Origin of the sequence: Salipiger sp., from assembly GCF_048261495.1 — a bacterium.
GTDB lineage: Bacteria > Pseudomonadota > Alphaproteobacteria > Rhodobacterales > Rhodobacteraceae > Salipiger.
This window is the reverse complement of the sequence record NZ_JBLXFX010000008.1, coordinates 238932-263261: the sequence shown is the minus strand read 5'-3', so window position 1 is coordinate 263261 and position 24330 is coordinate 238932. Positions and strand designations below refer to the sequence as shown.

Genomic DNA, 24330 nt, shown 5'->3' with positions numbered 1-24330 from the left:
TCTCCTTCTCGTCGAAGATCAGCAGACTGCAAATCGTAGCTTATGTCAGTGTCCGAATTTCGGGGGGTAGCTCAACCTACGCGAAGCCGCCTGATCCTTAGACATGCCTGTGGCGCTCCGCGGTGCCACAGGCTCATTAGTTTCTGAAGCAATATGTGAGCGCCTTGCGGGGCTCGCGGGCTCCCCGCTTAGCGACATGGTGGACCCATCAACACTGATAAGGAGACCAGCCATGACCAAGACCACCTACGTCGCCACCGCCCCCGACGGCTCAGAGCACACCCGCAAGACGGAGCGGACCTACACCCACGCCGTCCTGCTAGAAGGCGAGGGGGGATGGGGAGTGGTCGGCTTCTGCGGCCGTCTTGACCTGGCCGAGAAGAAGCGCGGAGAGCACCCGGGATCGATCGTAGTCGAGTGCTGCGTCCTCGGTGACCGTTCGGCTGACATGCCCGAGGCAGAAGCCGCCGAGAAAACAGAACCGCCGGCACTGGAAGCCAACGGCAAGCGCGAGCGTGAGCAGACTGTGGACGATAAGATCGCAGCGGCCACGGTCCACGGCCCCGAGCCGAAGCAGACCATCGGATCGTTGGTGCAAGAGCTGCTGATGGACACCGACCTCGGCTACCTTGCCATCGTGGGTCGAGTCATGACTGAGTTCCCCGACGCCAAGACCTCCGTCCGCTCGGTTGCATCAGTCGCTGCGGTGCAGCGCAAAAAGGGCGTGGACGTCCCCATGCGGCGAAAGGCAAAGGCTCAGTAGCGACGATCCTCGCCTGAAACGCGGCTACCCGCTGCTGGTGCCGAAAGTGCCAAGCCAAAGCCATATATCCCTTGGTTGTGGCGTTGCTTACTAGCTTCGCCCACCATATATTGTGACCTCACCCCAAGTTCTGCACAGTCTGCGCCGCAGTGCATAGGAATTGAGTTCACGCATGACCCTGTCCAATCGTTCACTGCCGAAGCCGGAGACGTGGCAAGAATTTGAGCACCACGCTTGGCTGCTTTTCAAGTCTGAGCTTAACGACCCGGCAACAGAGAAGAATGGAAGGCAGGGCCAGGCCCAGCACGGCGTGGATGTCTACGGCAGACGGGACAGCAAGCATTGGGTGGGAGTCCAGTGCAAGCAAAAGATGGATGAGGCTGTCTCAGAGGCCGAATTGCGAGAAGAGGTCGAGAAGGCCAAATCATTCTCACCTAAAATCAGAGAGTACATTCTGGTCACGACTGCTCGTCGTGATGCAGGCATTCAAAAAGCGGCTCGGGAGATTACGGGCGAGCTCACAGGAACAGAGCACGAATTCTCGGTGTCTGTTTGGGGATGGGATCAGTTCCAAGAGCACGCTTCCATGCATTCCGATGTTTGGGAGAAGATTGATCCAACATGGGACCCGTACACAAAGCGCGGACTCGACCAAATCAGGGTAAGCATAGGTGAGCTAAAGGACACCGTTTCTGCGGCGTTGCCAGACGCCCGCAATGAACTTCGAACACCAAGCTTCGACGCTCAGAGCGAGAATGAGAGCTCTGCCCTGCACACAAAGATAACCGTCTATGTAGAGATGGTCGAGAACGGTAACGTAGAAACTGGCCGTCAACATCTTAGAGACTTGAAAGAGAAAGATTGGGATTCAGCCTCACCATCTGAAAAATACAGAATTCTGATTGGCCTTGCGTCATCCGCGCTGAAACTGGGGGACGATGGAGAAGCGCACTCACTCATTGAGCGTGCATGCGATATCTGTCCAGATCATAAGTCTGCAAAGAGAAATCTCGCGACGTCCAAACTTTTGCAGGGCGAGTACGAGCAAGCTCGGGCGTTGGCCGGAGAAGCTGTACAGGTTCGCCCAGATGACGAAATTGCCGCTGCTGTGCTGGTTCAAGCTCGAAGTTTCTTTCCGGATGATGATCTGCTCGACGGTCTTTCAGAAAGCGTTCGAGACAAGTCGGCTGTCAAAGCGGCCTTGTGCCAGGCTGCTCGAAATCGCGAGGACCCGGCTTGGCTTTCGATGGCTGTCGAAGCCTATCAATCCGACCAGTCCGACGATCAGATTCGGTTAAACTGGGCTGAAGCTGTTCTGGAACTCGAAATCCAGAACAACGCAAGGAGCGCCCAAGGTGGAAGCAGCGAGTTTCCTCGCTTTGAAGACCTGCAATCCGCCGCAGACGAGCTTTACCAAGCGTGTGTTTCTAGGCGATCCCGCTTCTCGTTGGCTACAATCCATAACGCAGGTTTGGCCCTTCGCCTCGTTGGTCGAAATGACGACGCTAAACAAGTGTTGGAGATGGGGTTCGCCCTTCAGACTCGGGAGCCCTCAATATCGCTTCAACTAGCCATAATCGCGCATGAGAATCGGGATTTCGCTAGGATTCTGGAGCTTCTTGAGGATGGGAGCGACCACCCCGAAATCATTTCGCTAAGAGCGGAAGCGATAGCTCATGTCAAGAGCCCGTCAGATGCGCTGGTTCTGTTGGAAGGAGTCGATTCATCAAGCTGGTCGCAAGAACACCGGCTGATGTTGCTCTCTTCCGAGTTGACTGCCCTGTCAAAGGAAGGGGATTGGGCTACGGCAACCGCAAAATGCCAGCGAGCCATTGAGGAGAACCCCGGTTCGCTTCGCTTCAAGATATTGCTTGCAAGGGTCCTACGGATTAGAGGAGACACCGACGCGGCAGCGTCTCAGCTTGACCAGATTGCAGAAGACTTTCCATCAGACTCGATGATGGCTGAGCGGGTCGAGATTGCCACAGAATACCGGCAACTTGGCGTGTACGACCCCATTGTCACCCTTCTGGAAGATCAAGTTTCAACACAGCACGACAGCGAAGCGCTTCGTTTGTTGTTCAGCGCCCTGGTTTCGGGCCAGAAGCACCGTGCTGCTCTCGCGCTGTTTGAGGCGTTGCCGCCGGAACTAATCAGTCATGAATGGTATCTCCGGGCACGATCGATCCTGGCGATCAACTCTGGCGCCGCTGATATAGAAAATCACCTCAACGCCTATTTGCGTGTCGAACCCAACGATCTTGAGATGCAAATATCGAGGCTAGGGCTTTGGCAATTACAGGGGCGTGAAAACGAGATAAGGCGCAAGCTTCGGAGCTTCGAGAGCAGCATTCCTGATGGCAGCCCGATAGAACGCATGCGTCTCTGTCACCTTGCGGTTCAATACGGCAACAAAAAGTGGGGAGTGGACACAGCGTACCAAGAGTTGATCGCAAATTGGGATGATCCAGCCATTCATCTGGCTTATCAGGGTCTAATTTTGATGTACGACGACTTGGGGGACGCAATCCCCAAGTCCACGACTATACAAGAAAACTGCGTCTTCGAGACACAATCGAAGGATGGCGTGAGACGCGCCCGCATCGAAGCGACCGCGGCTCACAACTTCGAAGCAGAGCGACACTCACCGTCGAGTGAGTTTGCAAAGGCCTGCCTTGGTAAAGCTGTTGGTGAGAAGTTCACGATCAGCACTCAATTTCAGAGCATGGAATTTGAAGTCTTGTGGATTAAGCCACGAGCACTTGACCTGCTCCACAAGTCAATGGAGGAGTTCAACAAGAGGTTCCCGATGAATTCGGGAATGCAACGCATGACGTTTGACTTCGAGGCTGAGAACCCTCTCGAAGACATGGGGCGCGTGACGAAAGCCGCGCACGAACGCGACCAGGCCGTCTTGGACAAGTACGCTGCGAATGCCTTGCCTTTTTGCTTTGTTGCCAACGCGCTAGGCAAGGACGTGATCGACGGTTGGGCTGGTCTTCCGGGAGTGAGCATCCAGCCCCGAGTATGTATCGGTAGCCGCGACGAGCGCGACAATGCAATCAAAGAAATCCAAGATAGAACCAAGAATGGTTGCGTGCTCGACCCGATTACCGCTGCTTTGATCTCGGACTTTCACCTGTGGGATACGATCTCTAGGGTTTGCGGCCAAGTGCACGTCACCCAGTCGACGCTGGAGGTTTTCGCAAAGCGCGAAATCGAGGCGAAGAATAACATAGACCGGCAAACCGGGATGACCTCATGGCGGGACGGGCGCCTCACATTCATTGAGATTTCGCCGGAGCAGAACAAGGCCGCGTACGAAGAAAAGAAACGTCAGCGAGAAGACGTGCTCGCTCACTGCAAGATAGCCACAGCAGTTCCGCAGACTGATCTGTCTGGCCAGAACCTCAAAATCGCTGAGATGCTAGGCACGGCTGCAAGAGACAGCGTTCTTGCCGCCGAAGGGAATGAATTGCTCTTGCTATCAGAAGATCAAGGGTTGAGGCAGTGGGCCGTCGGCGCACTTGAAATTGGGACGAGTTGGCTGCAACCGGTCTTGTTGTTGGCGAAGGACAGAGGCCTGATCTCGATTGAGGACTACACCAAGTTCATCGCTGATTGCCTGAACCGCGATTTCACCTACGTATCGATGGACTCGCAAACCTTGCTAACACAGGCAAAAACCGAAGGGTTTAACGGGCGTGGTACGGTCAAGCGGATGCTGGAGGTGGTTGGCGGGAAGAACGCTGATTTGGAAACCAACCTAGGCGTCGCTGCAACGTTCCTTGACCTTGTGTTCCACGAGACCAAGCAGGAGCATCTGCGAGACCGCTACGCAAGTATGGTCTTGGAGGCATTCTGTGCTCCGCGCCAGGACAAGGCTATCGAAGTGATAAAGGCACTTACTGCGCAGGTTTCCCTTCGCGTATTCAATTTGATTGAGCACGCATTCTGGTGGCTTGTCGGTCGAACCGTGGGAACGCCGAACTTCCGACAACAAGTTGAAGAAGCAAAGAAATCTCAACTTATCCGTCCGGTTGCTGTTCCTCCTGCCTTACGCTTTCGAGCAACAGAACGGGTAAGGCTCCTAGGCTCATGCTTCCCGAACTGAGGTGTAGGATTACGCAGCTGACCTGTTCGAACCCCGGAAGCGTTGATCCACGCAGTGTATGCTGTACTTATTCTGTGCTCAAAAAGAAAAGGACTTAGCGGATGAGCGCTAAGTCCCTGAAATCTTTGGCTCCGGCGGTAGGGATCGAACCTACGACCAATTGATTAACAGTCAACTGCTCTACCGCTGAGCTACGCCGGAACACGGGGGCCGTATAGCAACCTCGACTCGTGGCGTCCAGAGGCTTTTGTCATATTGATGTCGCTTTATGCATATTGCCGTTACGTCATTGAAAAGACGGCCGTTTCCGAAAGACGTGGGGTCGGGGTGACCTGGTCACGGGTGGTGAGGTCGATGAGGTGGGCGAGCACGTTGCGGGTTGCGGCGCCGAGCAGTGCGGGCGGGGTGTCGGTGTAGATTCGATGCGCGAGGCTGCGCGCGTCCGAGGGGCCGTCGGCGAGGGCGGCGAGGATGGCGGTTTCGCGGGCCTTCCGGTGGGCCAGCAGGTCCGCCACGCGCCGGCCCGGATCGGCGACGGGCGCGCCGTGCCCGGGGTGGAAGCACTGCCAGTCACGCCCGGAGAGACGGTCGAGCGAGGCCATGAAGGCGGTGAGGTCTCCGTCCGGGGGCGAAACCAGCGAACTCGCCCAGCCCATCACCAGGTCGCCGGAAAACAGCGTGTCGCCCCGCGCAAAGCACAGGTGGTTGCAGAAATGGCCGGGGGTGTGGAGGGCTTCGACGCTCCAGCCCCGGGCCTCGATCCGGTCGCCGTCGGCCAGGATCACGTCCGGGGCAAACCCGGCATCCACGCCTTCGCCGCCCCCCGCGAGGCCGGAGTCGGCCAGGGCCTGCATCACGGCGCTGCGCCCGGCGCGGGCGTCGCCGAAGGCGTGGACGGGCGCTCCGGTCGCCTCGGACAGCGGGCGGGCGAGGGGGGAATGGTCGAGATGGGCGTGGGTGACGAGGATATGCGTGATGCGCTGGCCGGGCGCCACGGCGCGCAGGATCGCGCCGAGATGGTCGGGCAGGGCGGGGCCGGGGTCGATCACGGCCAGTTCGGTGGTGCCGAGCAGGTAGGTGTTGGTGCCCCGGAAGGTCATCGGCGAGGGGTTGGGCGCGACGAGGCGGCGCAGATCGGGACCGAGGGATTCGGCCACGCCGGGCTCGGGGCGGAATTCGGGTTGCGGGTCCTGCATTCTGGGCCTTTCCTGTGCCGGGGCGCTTTCTGCGCCGTGGCAAGGGGTAGCGCATGTTCTTCCAGTGGCTCAAACGATATATGCCGCGCGGGCTTTACGGGCGGGCGGCGCTGATCCTGGTCCTGCCCGTGGTGACGCTGCAACTCGTGATCTCGGTGGTGTTTATCCAGCGCCATTTCGAGGATGTCAGCCAGCAGATGAGCCGCGAGGTCGCGCGCGAGGTGACGCTGGCGGTCCGCGACCCCTCGATCGCCGTGCCGCTGGGCTTTTCGCTGCGCCGGGTCGGGGAGGCGGAGCTTCCCGAGCGGGATGCGCGGCGCTGGTACGATTTCTCGGGGCTCGTGGTGATGGCGACGCTGACGCGCAACATCGCCGGGCTCGAGCGCATCCTGCTGCCCGACGACAGCCATGTGGTGCTTTACGTGCGCGGCGAGGATGCGCTGGCGGAGGTCGCGTTTTCCCGGCGTCGGGTGTCGGCGTCCAACCCGCACCAGCTTCTGGTGAACATGGTGTTCTTCGGGGCGCTTATGACGCTGATCTCGTTTCTCTACCTGCGCAACCAGCTGCGCCCGATCACGCGGCTCGCGGCGGCGGCGGAGGCCTTCGGGCGCGGGCGGCACGAGGCCTATTCGCCCTCGGGTGCGATCGAGGTGCGGGCGGCCGGTCATGCCTTTCTCGACATGCGCAACCGGATCGAACGCCAGATCGAACAGCGCACGATGATGCTGTCCGGGGTGAGCCATGATCTGCGCACGCCGCTGACCCGCCTGCGCCTCGGGCTGTCGATGCTCGAGGACGAGGACCGCGAGCCGCTCGAACGGGACGTGGAGGACATGCAGCGGCTGATCGACGCCTTTCTCGATTTCGCGCGCGGCAACAGCCAGGACGGGCAGGCCGAGCCGACCGACCCCGTCGCGCTGGTCGAGGCGGTGGTGGCGGATGCGCAGCGCGGCGGCAAGCCGGTGACGGTGGCCGAGCTTGACGGGGAGGGCGCGGTGACGCTGCGGCCGCGGGCGCTGCGCCGGGCGCTGGAGAACCTCGTCGGCAATGCCGTGCGCTACGGGACGCGCTGCGAGGTCTCGGTCGCGCTGACCGAGCGCAGCCTGCGCATCCGGGTGGAGGATGACGGGCCGGGGATACCGCCCGACCGGCGGGAAGAGGCGATGCGCCCCTTCGTGCGCCTCGATCCCGCGCGCAACCAGGATCGCGGGTCCGGCGTCGGGCTGGGGCTGGCGATCGCGGCGGATATCGCGCGGGCGCATGGTGGCGTGCTGCGTCTGGGAGAGAGCGCGCGGCTCGGCGGTCTGCGGGCGGACATCGTCATCGCGCGCTAGGCGGCGGGTGCCGCGACTTTGGATCAAATGCATCCGGAAGGTCGCGGTTTCGCCACGATCCGGCCCGGGTTCGGCACCGCCCGAAGGCCGAGACTGCGTGCATGGAGGCTGCTCCCGAACCCTCCCGTGCTCACGACACTGCGATACACCGGGGCTCAGGGTCCGGACCGTTTCTTCGCTGGCGACATCCCGCGCCGCGATGGTGACGGTCCGGACCTCTTGCCGTGCCTCTGCGGTTCCAGCGGCGTGCCCGCGCCGGTGCCGATGCCCTGTCACGGGCGGAATCGCCGCCCCCCTCGTCGGGAGGGCGGCCGCGCCCGTCAGCCTTCGAGCAGGATCTGCCCGCGCGCCTCGGTCAGCAATTCGGCGCGCCGCGCGCGGATCGACGCCTCGTCCGCCTTGCCCGCCAGATCGGCGGCGACCTTGCGGATCACGTCGTCATGGCCGGCTTCCTCGAAATCGGCCTTGACGACCTCGCGCGCGTAGGCCCCGGCATCTTCGCCGGTCTTGCCGAGAATCTCTGCCGCCCAGAGCCCGAGAAGCTTGTTGCAACGGGCCTCCGCGCGGAAGGCCATCTCCTCGTCATGGGCGAACTTGTTCTCGAAGGCGCTCTCGCGGTCGTCGAATGTGGTCATAGGTCGGATCCTCCCCGGATTCATGCTCTCGTCTTCAAGATATGGCGGCGGTGTCGCGACCTCGCAAGGCTTTGTGCGCCGGTGCCGCAACCCCGCGCGGCACCGCGCGCGCGGGCCGGTCCGCCGCGGTGCTTGCGGGCGCGCGGGGCTTTGGGTATGAGGGCGCAGGACGCGGAGGGATCTCTGCGGGCCATTGCGAAAGGATTCCCATGGCACGGCGCAAGAAGATCTATGAAGGCAAGGCCAAGATACTGTACGAAGGCCCGGAACCGGGGACCATCGTGCAATATTTCAAGGACGATGCCACCGCCTTCAATGCGCAGAAGAAGGACGTGATCGACGGCAAGGGGGTGCTGAACAACCGCCTGTCCGAGTTCTTCATGACCGGCCTCAACAACATCGGCGTGCCGACCCACTTCCTCAAGCGCCTGAACATGCGCGAGCAGCTGGTCCGCGCCTGCGAGATCATCCCGCTCGAGGTGATCGTGCGCAATTTCGCCGCCGGGTCGCTGTCCAAGCGCCTCGGGATCGAGGAGGGCACCGCCCTGCCGCGCCCGATCGTGGAATATTGCTACAAGGACGACAAGCTGGGCGATCCGCTGGTCACCGAGGAGCATATCGCCGCCTTCGGCTGGGCCAGCCAGCAGGACATGGACGATATTCTCAGCCTCGCGCTGCGGGTCAACGACTACCTGTCGGGGCTGATGTACGGCGTCGGAATCAAGCTGGTCGATTTCAAGATCGAGATCGGGCGCGTCTATGACGGCGATTACCAGCGCCTGATCGTCGCGGACGAGATTTCCCCCGATTCCATGCGGTTGTGGGATATCGAAACCGGCCAGAAGCTGGACAAGGACGTGTTCCGCCGCGATCTCGGCTCGCTCACCGATGCCTATACCGAAGTGGCACGTCGTCTCGGGGTCATGCCCAAGCAGGCGACGCACGTGTCCAAGCCGAAGCTGATCAACTGAGTCCGCCGCGCCCGTGGCGGGCGGGGTCATGCGTATTTTGAACAAGAAGAAGGACCGGGCGCCGGCCCGGGACGGAGGCGACGATGAAGGCACGGGTGCATGTGATGCTCAAGGACGGCGTTCTCGACCCCCAGGGCGAGGCGGTGCGCCACGCCCTGCACGGGCTCGGGTTCGACGGTGTCGGCGGGGTGCGGCAGGGCAAGGTCATCGAACTGGATCTTGCCGAGGGCACCGGCGAGGAGACCGTGCGCGACATGTGCGAGAAACTGCTCGCGAACACGGTCATCGAAAGCTACCGGATCGAACTGATCTGACGGCCGCGCGCCGGGCCCCGGAGGTGAGTCCGGGGCCGCGCGTCTGCGGCGATCCCGCCGCGATGCGGGGACTCCTTCAGCAATGATTCACTTCTTGCTCCTACAAGCGCGGTAATCCCGCTGCCACGGAGCCAGATGTGACATTCTTCAAGACTTCGCTCAAAGCCAGGCTTGCCCTCGGCATGTCCGTGCTGATCGTTCTCGTCGCCGCGGCGCTTGCCGCCGTCTTCGATTTCGAAAGCAAGCACAATTTCCAGGCGGCGGCGCTGGCACGACAGGACACCTCCCTGCGGATCCTGGTCGACAGGTTTTCCGATCGATTCCCCGAGATCCGGGTCGAGGGGGCCGAGGGAACCGACCCCGGCACCGTGACCTGGCCGGAGATTCCGGCGCTCGACGGTCACGAGCTGATCGATTCGGTGGGCCATCTCTCCGGCGAAACCGCGACGCTGTTCGGATGGGACGCGGCAGAGGGCGATTTCATGCGTCTCTCGACCAATATCGTGAAGGATGACGGCACCCGCGCCGTGGGGACCTGGCTCGGCAAGCAGAACCCGGTGCATGCGGCGATGATGCGGCTTGAGACCTTTCACGGCGAGGCCGTCATTCTCGGCAAGCCCTATTACACCGTCTACAAGCCGATTCTCGATGCCGACGGCGCGCCGGTGGGGATCTTCTACGTCGGCGTGGACCGGTCCGTCGTCGATGCGCAGGTGATGACACAGCGGATGATCCTCGCCGCGGTGGCCGCCATCGCGATCGCGGCGAGCATCGCGGTCCTTCTGCTTCTGCTGTCGCGCTGGCTGCGCCCGCTGTCCGACGTCACGGAGCGGCTTGAGACCATGGCGGAGGGCGAACTTGCGGGTCCCGTCCCCCATGCGGAGCGCAGGGACGAACTGGGCAAGACCGCGCGTATCGTCGATCAGTTCCGCGACCGCCTCAGCCAGGCCCGGAGCCAGGAGGAGGAGCTCGAAACCCGTCGCCGCCAGCAGGAGCGCGTGGTCGCGGCGCTGCGGGACGGGCTGGAACGGCTCGCGCGGCGGGATCTCGCGGCGCGCATCAACAACACCGACGTGGAGTTTCCGCCGGAATACGAAGAGCTGCGGCAGGACTTCAATGCCGGTGTCGAAAGTCTCTCCCGCGCCATGTCGGAGGTGGGTGAGGTGACGCTTGCGGTGCGCAACGCCGCGTCGGAGATCGGCACCACCTCGGACGACCTCGCGCGCCGGGTGGAGGAGCAGGCGGCGACGCTGGAGAAATCCGCCTCATCGCTCGGTACGCTCGCCACCACCGGCGCGGAGATCGCCGCGAATGCCGAAAAGGCCGACGACCTGGCGGGCACCAGTCGCAAGCTGTCGGCAGAGAGCGAGCAGGTCCTGCGCGAGGCGATCGAGGCCATCGCCCGGATCGAGGAGGCCTCCGGCAAGATCAACCAGATCATCTCGGCCATCGACGATATCGCCTTCCAGACAAACCTTCTGGCGCTGAACGCGGGGGTCGAGGCGGCGCGCGCGGGCGAGGCGGGCAAGGGGTTTGCCGTGGTCGCCTCCGAAGTGCGGACGCTGGCGCAGACCGCTGCCGAGGCGGCGCAGGAGATCAAGACCCTCATCCAGTCGAGCAACGACGAAGTGCGCGCGGGGTCCAACCTTGTTCAGCAGACCGGCTCGTCGCTGGGCGAACTTCTGGCACATGTGGAACGTCTGGGGACGCTGATTTCCGAAATCGCCGGGTCGGTGAGAAGCCAGACAAACGGTCTGAGCGAACTCAACGGGGGGATGCAGCGGCTCGAGGGGATGACCCAGCACAATGCCGCCGTGGTCGAGGAACTCAACGCGGCGGGGCAGAGCCTGAACGCCGAGGCGCACCGGCTTTCCGACACCGTCGCGGTCTTCGAGGGGATGGAGGACAAGCCGGCCTCGATCAAACCCCGGCAGGCGCCCGATGCCGCCAGTTGGGAGGTCGCACCGGCCGCCCCCGCTCCGAAGCCTGCCGCCACCGGCACCACGGACGATGTCGGCTGGGCGGATTTCTGACCTTCGGGACGGGGCGGACGGCCGGGGTTGATTTCCGCGCCGCTCTGACGTCCTCTCTGCGGCAGGACAGGGAGGCCACCACATGCGCGCTGCGATACTCAGGACATACAACGAAGATCTGTCGATCGAGGATGTGGCGATGCCCGCCTGCCCGGATGACGGGGTGGTTCTCAGGGTGCTGGCCTGCGGCGTCTGCCGGTCGGACTGGCACGGCTGGACCGGAGAGCATCCGCGCGTCAAGCCGGGACAGATTCAGGGCCACGAATATTGCGGCGAAGTCGTCGAGGCGGGGCCGAATTCGAAATGGAAGGTCGGCGACCTTCTGGTCGCGCCGTTCATCCTGGCCTGCGGAAGCTGCCCGGCCTGTCGGGAAGGCAACCAGACGATCTGCGTCGATCAGCGTCTCCCCGGCTTCATCGAACCGGGAGCCTTTGCCGAATACGTCGCGGTGCCGCGCGATTTCAACCTCGCCCGCCTGCCCGAAGGCATGTCGCCGACCCTGGCCGCCGGGCTGGGCTGCCGGGTGACCACGGCCTGGCACGCGCTGACCGGGCGCGCGCAACTGGCCGGCGGCGAATGGCTGGCGGTGCACGGCACCGGCGGCGTGGGCCTGTCGGCGGCGATCCTCGGGCGGGCGCTCGGGGCGCATGTGGTGGTGGTGGACGTGGTTCAGGAAAAGCTCGACCACGCACTGTCGCTCGGCATGGATGCCGCGGTCAATGCCTCCGAAGGCGACACCGCCGCCCGCATCAAGGAGATCACCGGCGGCGGCGCCCATGTCAGCGTCGAGGCGCTCGGCATTCCGGTGACGGTCAATGCCTCGATCCACTGCCTGCGACCGCTCGGCCGTCACGTTCAGGTCGGCATGCCCGTCGGCCACACCGCGAAACAGGAGATCGACCTCAACGCCGTCTACATGAGCAACCTCGCCATGTTCGGCACCCGCGGCATGCCCCCGCACCGCTATCCCTCGCTGCTCGGATTGATCACGCGCGGAAAGGTGGATATGTCCCCGCTCATCGCCCGCGAGATTCCCCTCAGCCAGGCCGGCGCGGAGCTTGCGGCGTTCAACGGCCCGACACCGCCCGGAGTCGCGGTCATCACCGATTTCACCCGCTAGGGAGTGCCGCCCATGAAAGCCGCCGTCATCGTCTTCCCGGGGTCGAACTGCGACCGCGACCTCAAGACCGCGTTCGAGGCCGCCGGCATCGATGTGACGATGGTCTGGCACAAGGACACCGCGCTGCCCTCGGGGATCGACCTCGTGGGCATCCCCGGCGGCTTCAGCTTCGGCGACTACCTGCGGTGCGGCGCCATCGCGGCCAATTCCCCGATCTGCCGCGAGATCGTCAGCCATGCGGAGCGCGGCGGGTTCGTGCTCGGGATCTGCAACGGCTTCCAGGTGCTGACCGAAACCGGCCTGCTGCCCGGTGCGCTGCTGCGCAACGCCGGGCTGAAATTCGTGTGCAGATCCGCGGGCCTTTCCGTGGTCGAAAGCCAGAGCGCCTTCACCCGCGGATATGACGCGGGCCAGGTGATCTCGATCCCGATCGCGCATCACGACGGCAATTACTTTGCCGACGAGGCGACGCTCGACACGCTCGAGGGCGAGGGCAGGGTGGCCTTCCGCTACACCGACAATCCCAACGGTGCCGCGCGCGACATCGCCGGGTTGTTGTCGGAAAACCGGCGGGTGCTGGGGATGATGCCGCACCCGGAGCGTGCCTGCGATCCCGCCCACGGCAACTCCGACGGTGCGCGTCTTTTCGCCCATCTGGCCGGTGCGCTGACCGACGCCTGACTTGAGCGCACCGGCCGCGCGGCGTACCCTGTGCGCCACATGATGGCCAAGGCTCCCTTCTCCCGAAAGCGCAAACGGCGCTCGGGCCCGCTCTCGTGGCGGGTGCGCCTGGCGCTCGGCCTGCTGATCCTGCTTGCGGTCAGCACGGTCTGGGTCACCAACGTGCTGCTGTCGGATCGCTTCACGCAGACCACGCGCAACCGGGCCGAACTGCGCCTGGCGCTCTATTCCGGCAACATCCTTTCCGAACTGCGCCGCAACGCCATCGTGCCACAGCTTCTGGCGCGGGACCCGGCGCTGATCGGGGCGCTCAACTCCGCCGACTTCAGCCAATCCTCGCAGCGGCTGATTTCCTACGTGGACGAGATCGGCGCCGCCTCGCTGGTGCTGCTGGACCGGGACGGGCGCACGGTCGCGGCCACGGATCGCAACCGCCTGGGGCAGAATCACCGCAACGAACCCTATTTCGTCGATGCGCTGCGCTCGAACACCACGGTGTTCACCAGCCAGGCGCGCGAGGTGGGTGGTTACAGTTTTACCTATTCCCGGCGGGTGGAAAGCCAGAATTCCGTCATGGGCGTGATCGTCGTCGAGGTCGACCTCGCCAAGTTCGAGCGGGCCTGGGCGGGAATCAGCGATGCGGTCGCGGTGCTGAACTCCGAAGGGACGATCGTTCTGGCAACGGAGCCGCGCTGGCGCGGGCAGACCATGGCCGAGGCCCTGACCCGCCAGACCGCCGAAAGCGCGATCGAACGCGCGATCAAGGCGACGGCGGACTGGACCGCCCTGCCGCCGGACGCCTACCTGCGCGGCGAGGCGGTGATGCGTATCGACGGGCGCATTCCGTTCCGCGGCTGGACCATGGCGACCTTCACCACCTACGCCAGCGTGCGGGAAAAGGTGAACGCGGTTCTGGCCCTGGAAATCATGGGATTCGCCATCCTCGCGGCGCTGGCCTTCTACGCGCTCAGCCGCAAGACCGCCGTCCGCATGGCGCTGTTCCAGCGCGAATCGGCGGAGTTGCGGGCGCTCAACATCCGCCTCCAGCGCGAGATCGCGGAACGGGAGAAGGTGCAGAAGGACCTCGCCAGCGCCGAGCAGACCTTGGAGCAAAGCTCGAAGCTCGCCGCGCTCGGGGAAATGTCGGCGGCGGTCAGCCACGAGTTGAACCAGCCGCTTGCGGCGATGAAGACCTACCTGGCCGGCGCGCGGCTGTTGTTGCGGCGCAATCGTCCGGAGGAGGCGATGACCGCCTTCCACCGGATCGACGACCTGATCGAACGCATGGGCGCGATCACGCGGCAGCTCAAGAGCTATGCCCGCAAGGGGCAGCAGGCGCTCAGCCCCGTCGACATGGGCGAGGCGCTGGCCTCGTCCCTGTCGATGATGGAACCGCAGCTCAAGGCCCGCCGGGTCCGCATCGCCAAGATCCTGCCGGATGCGCCGGTGCGGGTGATGGGCGACCGCATGCGGATCGAACAGGTGCTGGTGAACCTGCTGCGCAATGCGCTCGACGCGACCAAATCGGTGCCCGACCCGGAAATCGAGATCATTCTCGCGTCGGGCGAGACCGCGACCCTCACGGTGCGGGACAACGGCATGGGGATCGAGGATCTGGATGCCCTGTTCGAACCCTTCTACACGACGAAGCAACCGGGCGACGGCACCGGCCTCGGGCTGGCGATCTCGTCGGGGATTGTCACCGATCTCGGCGGGCGGCTGACGGCACGGAACGGAACCGAGGGGGGGGCTGTTTTCGAGATGCAGCTCCCTATCTTGAACGAGAGCACACAGGCGGCGGAATGAGCCGCGAACGACAGGACGGAAGAAAAGGCGGCAAGATATGACCAAGGCAATGAAGATCGCCATCGTCGACGACGAAAAGGACATGCGGCAATCGATCAGCCAGTGGCTGGCCTTGTCGGGCTACGACACCGAGACGTTTTCCAGCGCCGAAGAGGCGCTCGGATCGCTCGGGGTGGATTATCCGGGGATCGTGATTTCGGACATCCGGATGCCGGGGATGGACGGAATCCAGTTCCTGCGCAAGCTCATGGGCAATGATTCCGCCCTGCCGGTGATCATGATCACCGGGCATGGCGATGTGCCGATGGCGGTCGAGGCGATGCGCATCGGGGCCTTCGATTTCCTTGAAAAACCCTTCAATCCGGACCGGATGTCGGATCTTGCGAAGAAGGCGACGAATGCGCGGCGGCTGACGCTCGACAACCGGGCGTTGCGCCGTGAACTGTCGGACGGCGGCCAGCTCATGCGCAAGCTGATCGGGGCTTCGCCCGCGATGGAGCGGCTGCGCGAGGACGTGCTCGACCTGGGTCAGGCGGACGGTCACGTGCTGATCGACGGCGAGACCGGCACCGGCAAGACGCTGATCGCCCATGCGCTGCACGCGGTCGGTTCGCGCGCGGGCAAGCGTTTCGTGCTGATTTCCTGCGCGGCGATGGACGAGGACGCGCTGATGCGCCGTCTCTTCGGGCCGATGCAACCGGACGAATCGCGCCTGCCGGCAATCGAGGAGGCCCGCGGCGGGACGCTGGTGCTCGAGGATGTCGAATCGCTCTCCGATTCGGCGCAGGCGCGGCTGTTGTCGATCATCAACGACCAGGGCACGCCGCCGGAGACGCGGATCGTGGCCATCTGCAACCTCCAGGACGAGGGGCGCACCTGCGAAACCGCGCTGCGTCCGGATCTTTATTACCGTCTGGCCGCGCTCAAGATCACGGTGCCGCCGCTGCGCCAGCGCGGAGAGGATATCCTGACCCTGTTCACCCGGTTTTCCGAAGGGTTCTCGGACGAATACGGTTGCGAGACGCCGCAGGTCTCGGCTCAGGAGGCGGCACAGCTTCTGCAGGCACCCTGGCCGGGCAACGTCCGCCAGCTCATCAACCTCGCGGAGCGCGCGGTGCTGCAGTCGCGCCGGGGCACGGGGACGATCTCGTCCCTGCTGATGAACGACCACGAGGACATGCAATCGGTCATGACCACCGAGGGCAAGCCGCTCAAGGAATATGTCGAGGCGTTCGAGCGCATGCTGATCGACAACACGATGCGGCGCCACAAGGGGTCGATTTCGGCGGTGATGGACGAGCTTTGCCTGCCGCGCCGGACGCTGAACGAGAAAATGGCCAAATACGGCCTGCAACGCGCCGATTATCTCTGAAAACGGTGCGCGCGGACGCGCGCGCATGACTGTCTCCGCCGGCCTTTGGCCGGCGGCTCCACGCCCGTGTCGCGGTGACGACGGGACGTGAATGCGGCGCTCGTGGCGGGCGTCGTGCTGCGGTCAGTATCCGCGCCAGATCCAGCCACCGCCGAAGATCCGGCTGCTGTCGGGATCGTAGAAGACGCAGGCCTGTCCGGGCGAGACGCCTTCTTCGGGAGTCAGCAGTTCGACCTCCGCGCTGGTGTCGGAAATCGGGCGCAGGATCGCCTCGCGCGGGGGGCGGGTCGAGCGGACCTTGACGGAGACCTGCCATTCCGGCCGCGACATGAGCGGTGCATCCCCCAGCCAGTTGATCTCGCGCACGGGGATCTTGCGGGTGGCGAGCATGTCCTTCGGACCGACGACGACGCGGCTGTTGTCGACGTCGAGCTTCACCACGTAGAGCGGATCTTCGAGACCGCCGATCCCGAGACCGCGGCGCTGGCCGATGGTGTAGTGGATCACGCCCCTGTGGGTGCCGAGGACGCGGCCGTCGGCATGCACGATCTCGCCGGGTTCGGCGGCGCCGGGGCGCAGCTTTTCGATCACCGCGGCATAGTTGCCGTCGGGCACGAAACAGATGTCCTGGCTGTCCGGTTTGTCTGCGACGGAAAGCCCGTATTTTGCAGCCAATGCGCGGGTTTCCGCCTTGCTCTTCAAGTGACCGAGGGGAAAGCGCAGGTAGGCGAGCTGTTCCGGCGTGGTGGAGAAGAGAAAGTAGCTCTGATCGCGGTTCGCATCGGCGGCTGAGTGCAGTTCCGGCCCGACGGCGCCGGATTTGCGCCGGATGTAATGGCCGGTCGCCATGCAATCCGCGTCGAGGTCGCGCGCCGTCTGGAGGAGGTCCTTGAACTTCACCCGTTCGTTGCAGCGGATGCAGGGCACGGGGGTGGCGCCGCCGAGGTAGCTTTCGGCGAATTCCTCGATGACCGCATCCTTGAAGATGTTTTCGTAATCAAGAACATAGTGAGGGAAGTTCATCTGCTCCGCGACGCGGCGCGCATCGTGGATATCGACCCCGGCGCAGCACGCGCCCTTCTTGGCGAGCGCGGCTCCGTGATCGTAGAGCTGCAGCGTCACGCCGACCACGTCGTAGCCTTCCTCGGCCAGCATGGCGGCGACGACCGAGGAGTCGACACCGCCCGACATGGCGACGACCACCCGCGTTTCGGCAGGCGGTTTCGGAAAACCGAGCGAATTCATCTGAGGGACGTCGAGAGGCATGTGGAACTCCTGAGGGAATCCTGCGGGAATATAGGAAAATGCGAGGCACTCTCAAGACCCGGCTTTAGACGCCGTTAAAAGCCGGGCGGTCAAATGTCCTGCAATCGGAATGAACGGGACACGGGACATGTATCTCAAGAAAGTCGACGGGCCGCGTGCCGTGACGCTTCCGGACGGCAGCGTCATGACCCGCGCTGATCTGCCGCCGGTGGAAACGCGCCGATGGGTCGCCTCGCGCAAGGCCGCAGTGGTCAAGGCGGTGCGCTTCGGCCTGCTGAACGAGGCGCAGGCGATGGACCGGTACGGTCTCAGCGAAGAGGAATTGAACGAATGGATGCACGCCCTCGTCGCCCATGGCGAGGAAGGTCTCAAGGCGACCCTGGTGCAGCGTTTCCGGACCGACGGGATTTGAGAAGGGGTCGCAACCTCAAGTTGAAATTCGTTCCGCTTTGTCTACAGTAAAGAAGCGTTAACCTATTTCCGACAGGGTCAGGGTCAACGGGATAGAACAAGCGGAGAACGGCCAATGCGTATCCTTCTGGTGGAAGATGACCCGACCACGTCGAAGAGTATCGAACTGATGCTGACCCATGCCAACCTGAACGTCTATGCGACGGACCTCGGAGAGGAAGGCATCGATCTGGCCAAGCTTTACGACTACGACCTGATCCTGCTCGACCTCAACCTGCCGGACATGAACGGTCACGAGGTGCTGCGGCAATTGCGCATGGCGCGGATCAACACGCCGATCCTGATCCTGTCCGGGGCCGACGACACCGAGAACAAGATCAAGGGGTTCGGCTTCGGCGCGGACGATTACCTGACCAAACCGTTTCATCGCGACGAGCTGGTGGCGCGGATCCACGCGATCATCCGGCGCTCCAAGGGGCATTCCCAATCGGTCATCCGCACCGGCAAGATCTCGGTCAATCTCGACGCCAAGACGGTGGAGGTGACGGGAAAGCCCGTTCATCTGACCGGCAAGGAATATCAGATGCTGGAACTTCTGAGCCTGCGCAAGGGCACGACGCTGACCAAGGAGATGTTCCTCAACCACCTTTACGGCGGCATGGACGAGCCGGAACTGAAGATCATCGACGTCTTCATCTGCAAGCTGCGCAAGAAGCTGAGCGAGGCGACCGGGGACGAGAACTACATCGAAACGGTCTGGGGCCGCGGCTACGTGCTGCGCGATCCAGAACCGCGGACCGGTGCCATCCCGGCCATCGCCGCCACCGGCTGAGGCTGAGGCTGCGGTCTGGACGCCGCGGCGCCCGGGCCCTATCACTCTGTTTCAACGGCGGGAGCAGGGGGTGCGGCCATGGCGCACGGGAATTCGGACAGTCCGGTCGAGGATCTGACAGAGGAGGGCGCGCGCGGGGAACTGGCGCGCCTTGCCGGTCTTCTGGCCGAGGCGAACCGCGCCTACCACACGGAGGACGCTCCCGAACTCAGCGATGCGGCGTATGACGCGCTCAAGCGGCGCAACGCGGCGATCGAAGCCCGGTTTCCGGAGCTGAAGCGCGACGACAGCCCCAGCGAGCAGGTCGGCGCCGAACTCGCCGAAGGCTTTGCCAAGGTCGCCCACAGCCAGCGCATGCTGTCGCTGTCCAACGCCTTCGACGGCGACGAGGTGCGGGATTTCGACCGAAGCATACGCCGCTATCTCGGGCTGTCCGACGGGGCCCCGCTGGCTTTTACCGCGGAGCCCAAGATCGACGGTCTGTCGCTGTCGCTGCGCTACGAGGACGGCGCGCTTGTCCAGGCGGCGACGCGCGGCGACGGGGCGGTGGGCGAGAATGTCACGGCCAATGCCCGGACGGTCGACGACATTCCCGCCCGGATCGAGGGCGCGCCGGCGTTGCTCGAAATCCGCGGCGAGGTCTACATGAGCCACGCCGATTTCGCCGCGCTCAACGAACGGCAGATCGCCAAGGGGGCCAAGCCCTTTGCCAATCCGCGCAACGCCGCCGCCGGATCCCTGCGACAGCTCGATGCGGCGATCACGCGGGACCGGCCGCTGAAATTCTTCGCCTATGCCTGGGGTGCGTTGTCCGAACCGCTGGCCGACACCCAGAAGGGCGCCATCGACCGGATGGCCGCGCTGGGGTTCGCGACCAATCCGCTGACCGCCCTCTGCGACGGTCCGGACGAGATGCTGGCCCATTACGCCCGGATCGAGGAGGCGCGCGCCACGCTCGGCTATGACATCGACGGCGTGGTCTACAAGGTCGACGACCTCGCCCTTCAGGAGCGGCTGGGCTTCCGTTCCACCACGCCCCGCTGGGCCATCGCGCACAAGTTTCCCGCCGAACTGGCGTGGACGCGGCTTGAAAAGATCGACATCCAGGTGGGCCGCACCGGGGCGCTGTCGCCGGTGGCGCGGCTGACCCCGGTCACGGTGGGCGGCGTCGTGGTGTCGAACGCGACGCTGCACAACGAGGATTACATCGCGGGCCGCGATTCCTCGGGGGGCGAGATCCGGGGCGGCAAGGACATCCGCGAAGGCGATTGGGTGCAGGTCTACCGCGCGGGGGACGTGATTCCCAAGGTCGCGGACGTGGACCTTGCGAAACGTCCCGAGGATGCGCCGCGCTACGTCTTTCCCGTGGCCTGCCCGGAATGCGGCTCCGAAGCGATCCGCGAGGAAGGGGACGCGGTGCGCCGGTGCACGGGCGGGCTGATCTGCCCGGCGCAGGCCGTCGAGAAATTGAAACATTTCGTCTCCCGCGCCGCCTTCGACATCGAGGGGCTGGGCGCGAAGCAGGTCGAACAGTTCTACCGGGACGGATGGATCCGCGAACCGGCGGAGATCTTCAGCCTGCAGGAGCGCTACGGCAGCGGGCTCCAGCAGCTCAAAAACCGCGAAGGCTGGGGCGAAAAGAGCGCGAACAACCTCTTTGAAGCGATTGAGGAAAAAAGGAAAATCGGACTCGGTCGCCTGATCTTCGCGCTGGGTCTGCGGCATGTGGGAGAGGTGGTCTCGAACGATCTGGCGCGCCACTACCTGACCTGGGATGCGCTGGTGCAGGCGGTCGACACCGCCCGGCCCGCCGCGCATCGCCACCGCGAGGCGGATGCCGCCGTCGAGCGCGAACGCGCCACCGCCGCCCGCGAGGAACGGCGCGCGCGGATCAAGGAGACGCGCGACCTGGTCTGGGCGCAGGACCCGCCGGTGCCGGAAGAGGCCCGCGCCGCCTGGGAGGACCTGGTCGGCGTCGACGGCATCGGCACGACGGTGGCGGTCTCGCTGGTGACCTCCTTCGGGCAGGAGGCGGAGCGCGCCTCGGTCGACCGGCTCGTGGCCGGGCTCGACGTGCAGGCTGCGGAGCGCCCGGCGACGGCCGGCTCTCCGGTCGCGGGCAAGACCGTGGTCTTCACCGGCACGCTCGAACGGATGACCCGCGCCGAGGCCAAGGCGCGGGCCGAGGCGATGGGCGCCAAGGTCTCGGGCTCGGTGTCGAAGAAGACCGACATCGTGGTCGCGGGTCCCGGCGCGGGCAGCAAGGAGACCAAGGCGCGCGACCTCGGGGTCGAGGTCATGGACGAAGACGCCTGGCTGGCCCTGATCGGCGCATGAGCGGACGTCCGGAACCGCTCTGGCCGCTGTTCGCCGAGCTGAAGACGCTGGACGGCATCGGCCCCAAGGGCGCGGCGGCGCTCGACGGTGCCGACATCGCCGCGCCGCGCGATCTGCTCTACACCCTGCCGCATTCCGTCATCGACCGCCGTCCGCGCGACAGCATTCAGGGGGCGGACCTGCCCGGCGTCGTGACGGTGGAGGTGACCGTCGGGCGCCACCGCAAGGCCGCGCGCCGCGGCGGGCCCTACCGGATCCAGGTCGAGGATGCGCGCAGCGCCTTCCAGCTGGTGTTCTTCCACGGCCGCGAGGATTACCTGCTGCGCCAGTTGCCCGAAGGCGAACGCCGCCTCGTGTCCGGCCGTGTCGAGGTCTTCGACGGGCTGGCGCAGATGGTGCATCCCGATCACATCCTGATGCCGGAGGGGGCGGAGGCGCTGCCCTCCTTCGAACCGGTCTACCCGCTCGCGGGCGGGATCACCCAGAAGGTCATGGCCAGGGGCATCGCCTCGGCCCTGGCGAAATCGCCCGACCTGCCGGAATGGGCGGACGGTGCGCTGGTTGCGCGCGAGGGCTGGCCGGGCTGGCGCGCGGCGCTGCATCGCGCCCATGCGCCGGAGGGGCTGGACGACATGGCACCGTCGGCGGCCGCGCGGCAGCGGCTGGCCTATGACGAGCTTCTGGCGCACCAGTTGACGCTGGCGCTGGCGCGCAGTCACCGGCGTAGGGGCAAGGGCATCGTGACCGAGGGCAACGGCCTGCTGCGCGGCAAGGTGCTGGGCGCCTTGCCCTATCGCCCGACCGACGCACAGGCGCGGGCGATGCAGGAGATCGCCGACGACATGGCCGGCCCCGAACGGATGAACCGGCTGCTGCAGGGCGACGTGGGCGCGGGCAAGACGCTGGTTGCCTTCATGGCGCTGCTGATCGCGGTCGAGGCCGGCGGGCAGGGCGTGATGATGGCGCCGACGGAAATTCTCGCGCGGCAGCATCTCGAGGGGTTGCGGCCGCTCGCCGACAGCGCCGGGGTCGTGCTCGACATCCTGACCGGCCGCGACAAGGGGGCCGAACGGCGCGCCAAGCTGGAGGCGCTGGCGCGGGGCGATATCGGCATTCTCGTCGGCACCCACGCGGTGTTCCAGGCGGATGTGGCCTTTGCCGATCTGCGCCTCGCGGTGGTCGACGAACAGCACCGCTTCGGCGTCCGTCAGCGGCTGGAACTCGGGCGCAAGGGGCAGGGCGCGGATGTGCTGGTGATGACCGCCACGCCGATTCCGCGCTCGCTCGCGCTGGCGCAATACGGTGACATGGAAGTCTCGGTGCTCGACGAGAAACCGCCCGGGCGCAAACCGATCCGCACCGCGCTGACCTCGGTCGAGCGGATGGACGAGGTGGTCGACCATCTGCGCCGCGCCGTTGCCGAGGGGCGGCAGGCCTACTGGGTCTGCCCGCTGGTCGAGGAAAGCGAGTCGATCGACCTCACCGCCTCCGAGGAGCGGTTCAAGCGGTTGCGCGCGGCGCTCGGTGACGGCGTGGTGGGGCTGGTTCACGGCCAGATGCCGCCGGCGGAAAAGGACGCGGCGATGGCGCGCTTCGTCTCGGGCGAGACCAAGGTTCTGGTCGCCACCACGGTGATCGAGGTCGGTGTCAACGTGCCGAATGCCACGATCATGGTGATCGAGCGGGCCGAATGGTTCGGGCTTGCCCAGTTGCACCAGCTGCGCGGTCGCGTCGGGCGCGGCACGCAGGACAGCACCTGCCTGCTGCTCTACCAGCCGCCCCTGACCGAGGGCGGCTCGCGGCGGCTGACCACCCTGCGCGAGACCGAGGACGGTTTCCGCATCGCCGAGGTCGACCTCGAGATGCGCGGCGCGGGGGATCTGATCGGCACCGCCCAATCCGGGCTGCCGAAGTTCCGGGTTGCGGACCTGGAACATCAGGCGGGGCTGATGGCCACCGCCCAGACCGACGCGCGCAAGCTTCTGACCGATGATCCCGAGTTGAAATCGGATCGGGGAAAGGCAGCCCGGCTGTTGCTCTGGCTCATGCGGCAGGACGAGGCGATCCGTTTGATTTCCGTCGGTTAGCAAGACCGAGGTTGGCGGATCCGACGGGCGCGCAGTTCTTCCCGTTCCGGTATGTTCTCAAATGTTCTCAAAAAGTTCTTTACACAGGGTTAATGATGTGAGAACAAAGTGGCAACAAACGTCATTACAGGGATGAACGCCATGTTGAACACGATCCGCACCGCACTGACCCGCGCCGAAGCGCACCTGGTTCAGGACATGATCGGCGCCGTGTCGCTTTGCGTGATCCTGGTCGCCGGCCTGCATCTGCCGCTGCTCTGAGTTTCTGCCTGCGTTCCTTGTCCGGGTGTTTCAGCATCGCTGTCCCGATGCACCGCCCTTTCGGCTTCGCCTGTCCCCCGTCCGGAATTGCCTGATTCCGGACCTGGCCCGAACCCCGGACCCGAGACGCGCCACTCGCCGCCGCATTCCCCCCGGAATGCGGCGGTTTTTTTGTCCCGACGGTCACGCCGGGCGCTAACGGGCCATGTGGCGGGGATGGATCGGGAGGAGGACGCGCCGCATGGCTGCACCGCCGCGCGAGCGCGGGACTGCCGTGTCGAGGTCGGGGGGTGGTGTCAGGCGCTCTGTTGCTGCTGCGCCTGTTCCGCCGCCTCGGCCGAGGCTTCGAGCGCCAGCATGATCGAGGCGTGGCGGTTCTTGTAGGCCTGCGCGGGGCGCAGCACCTCGAGTTCCTGGAAGGGCGCGGGCGGGGTCGGGCCGTCGTGCTTCAGCATGGCGCGCAGGGCGTCGCGCGCCTCGGTGATCTGGTGCGGGGTGCAGCCGACGATGGCGCTGCCCACCACAGAGGCCGCCGCCTGTCCGAGCGCGCAGGCCTTCACGTCCTGCCCGAAGGCGGCGACGCGGCCGTCCTGCATCGTCAGGTCCACGGTGACGGTGGACCCGCAGAGCGGCGAGCGCTTCTTGACCGTGGCGCCCGGGGACTCGAGCCGTTCGGTGCCGGGAATGTCCGCCGCCAGCGCGAGGATGCGCGTCGAGTAGAGCTTGATGAGATCCGTTTCGGCGGTCATGGCTTTCCCTTTCCGGTTCTTGTTCCTAAATAGGGGCGGTTTCCGTCC

18 protein-coding genes and 1 tRNA gene are annotated in these 24330 nt (G+C 64.8%); 14 read left to right on the top strand and 5 right to left on the bottom strand.

Going from position 1 to position 24330, the window contains the following annotated elements:
* The first annotated feature begins 232 nt into the window (after window positions 1-232).
* Both ACN0RJ_RS17355 and ACN0RJ_RS17350 read left to right on the top strand, forming a co-directional pair.
* Window positions 233-763 (top strand): hypothetical protein, encoded by a 531-nt coding sequence (locus ACN0RJ_RS17355; protein ID WP_417725036.1) that lies wholly within the window; start codon window positions 233-235, stop codon window positions 761-763.
* A 172-nt stretch (window positions 764-935) separates the two neighbouring features.
* Window positions 936-4877, top strand: coding sequence for a PIN domain-containing protein (locus tag ACN0RJ_RS17350; RefSeq protein WP_417725035.1), 3942 nt, complete (start codon window positions 936-938; stop codon window positions 4875-4877).
* 126 nt (window positions 4878-5003) lie between these two features.
* On the opposite strand, the gene ACN0RJ_RS17345 is transcribed toward ACN0RJ_RS17350, so the two are convergent.
* A tRNA-Asn gene (locus tag ACN0RJ_RS17345) sits at window positions 5004-5078 on the bottom strand.
* Between the two features lie 80 nt (window positions 5079-5158).
* Complete coding sequence (locus tag ACN0RJ_RS17340) at window positions 5159-6073, bottom strand: MBL fold metallo-hydrolase (RefSeq protein ID WP_417725034.1); 915 nt, start codon at window positions 6071-6073, stop codon at window positions 5159-5161.
* Between the two features lie 53 nt (window positions 6074-6126).
* Between ACN0RJ_RS17340 and ACN0RJ_RS17335 the strand changes: the two genes are divergently transcribed.
* Window positions 6127-7407, top strand: a complete 1281-nt coding sequence (locus tag ACN0RJ_RS17335; RefSeq protein WP_417725033.1) for an ATP-binding protein — start codon at window positions 6127-6129, stop codon at window positions 7405-7407.
* A gap of 320 nt (window positions 7408-7727) precedes the next feature.
* Here ACN0RJ_RS17335 and ACN0RJ_RS17330 read toward each other — a convergent pair whose 3' ends face one another.
* Entirely contained in the window at window positions 7728-8042 is a 315-nt protein-coding gene (locus ACN0RJ_RS17330; RefSeq protein ID WP_417721404.1) for a DUF1476 domain-containing protein, read from the bottom strand.
* A gap of 209 nt (window positions 8043-8251) precedes the next feature.
* Here ACN0RJ_RS17330 and purC point away from each other — a divergent pair, with 209 nt between their 5' ends.
* The 7 genes from purC to ACN0RJ_RS17295 all read left to right on the top strand — a co-directional run bounded on the left by purC (window position 8252) and on the right by ACN0RJ_RS17295 (window position 16339).
* Entirely contained in the window at window positions 8252-9013 is a 762-nt protein-coding gene (purC, locus tag ACN0RJ_RS17325) for a phosphoribosylaminoimidazolesuccinocarboxamide synthase (RefSeq protein WP_417721403.1), read from the top strand.
* An 83-nt stretch (window positions 9014-9096) separates the two neighbouring features.
* Window positions 9097-9327, top strand: coding sequence for a phosphoribosylformylglycinamidine synthase subunit PurS (purS, locus tag ACN0RJ_RS17320; RefSeq protein WP_417721402.1), 231 nt, complete (start codon window positions 9097-9099; stop codon window positions 9325-9327).
* Window positions 9328-9464: 137 nt separating this feature from the next.
* Window positions 9465-11360, top strand: coding sequence for a methyl-accepting chemotaxis protein (locus ACN0RJ_RS17315; RefSeq protein WP_417725032.1), 1896 nt, complete (start codon window positions 9465-9467; stop codon window positions 11358-11360).
* A gap of 82 nt (window positions 11361-11442) precedes the next feature.
* Window positions 11443-12480 (top strand): zinc-binding dehydrogenase, encoded by a 1038-nt coding sequence (locus tag ACN0RJ_RS17310; RefSeq protein WP_417725031.1) that lies wholly within the window; start codon window positions 11443-11445, stop codon window positions 12478-12480.
* Between the two features lie 12 nt (window positions 12481-12492).
* A complete protein-coding gene (gene purQ / locus ACN0RJ_RS17305) occupies window positions 12493-13161 on the top strand; it encodes a phosphoribosylformylglycinamidine synthase subunit PurQ (protein WP_417725030.1) in 669 nt (222 codons plus the stop codon).
* A 42-nt stretch (window positions 13162-13203) separates the two neighbouring features.
* A complete protein-coding gene (locus tag ACN0RJ_RS17300) occupies window positions 13204-14967 on the top strand; it encodes a sensor histidine kinase (RefSeq protein ID WP_417721412.1) in 1764 nt (587 codons plus the stop codon).
* Window positions 14968-15004: 37 nt separating this feature from the next.
* A complete protein-coding gene (locus tag ACN0RJ_RS17295) occupies window positions 15005-16339 on the top strand; it encodes a sigma-54-dependent transcriptional regulator (protein ID WP_417721398.1) in 1335 nt (444 codons plus the stop codon).
* Between the two features lie 123 nt (window positions 16340-16462).
* Here ACN0RJ_RS17295 and mnmA read toward each other — a convergent pair whose 3' ends face one another.
* On the bottom strand, window positions 16463-17605 hold the full coding sequence (gene mnmA / locus ACN0RJ_RS17290) for a tRNA 2-thiouridine(34) synthase MnmA (RefSeq protein ID WP_417725029.1): 1143 nt from the start codon (window positions 17603-17605) through the stop codon (window positions 16463-16465).
* 127 nt (window positions 17606-17732) lie between these two features.
* Here mnmA and ACN0RJ_RS17285 point away from each other — a divergent pair, with 127 nt between their 5' ends.
* The 4 genes from ACN0RJ_RS17285 to recG all read left to right on the top strand — a co-directional run bounded on the left by ACN0RJ_RS17285 (window position 17733) and on the right by recG (window position 23272).
* Complete coding sequence (locus tag ACN0RJ_RS17285) at window positions 17733-18017, top strand: DUF1153 domain-containing protein (protein ID WP_417721396.1); 285 nt, start codon at window positions 17733-17735, stop codon at window positions 18015-18017.
* Between the two features lie 114 nt (window positions 18018-18131).
* Window positions 18132-18848, top strand: a complete 717-nt coding sequence (gene ctrA, locus ACN0RJ_RS17280; protein ID WP_417721395.1) for a response regulator transcription factor CtrA — start codon at window positions 18132-18134, stop codon at window positions 18846-18848.
* Between the two features lie 78 nt (window positions 18849-18926).
* Window positions 18927-21185, top strand: a complete 2259-nt coding sequence (gene ligA / locus ACN0RJ_RS17275) for an NAD-dependent DNA ligase LigA (RefSeq protein WP_417725028.1) — start codon at window positions 18927-18929, stop codon at window positions 21183-21185.
* Window positions 21182-23272, top strand: a complete 2091-nt coding sequence (gene recG / locus ACN0RJ_RS17270) for an ATP-dependent DNA helicase RecG (protein WP_417725027.1) — start codon at window positions 21182-21184, stop codon at window positions 23270-23272. The genes ligA and recG overlap by 4 nt, the downstream gene beginning before the upstream one ends.
* 557 nt (window positions 23273-23829) lie before the next feature.
* Here the strand turns inward: recG and ACN0RJ_RS17265 are convergent.
* The gene (locus tag ACN0RJ_RS17265; protein ID WP_417721392.1) at window positions 23830-24282 is read right to left on the bottom strand and encodes an iron-sulfur cluster assembly scaffold protein; all 453 of its coding nucleotides are present in this window, start codon (window positions 24280-24282) and stop codon (window positions 23830-23832) included.
* Between the last annotated feature and the right edge of the window lie 48 nt (window positions 24283-24330).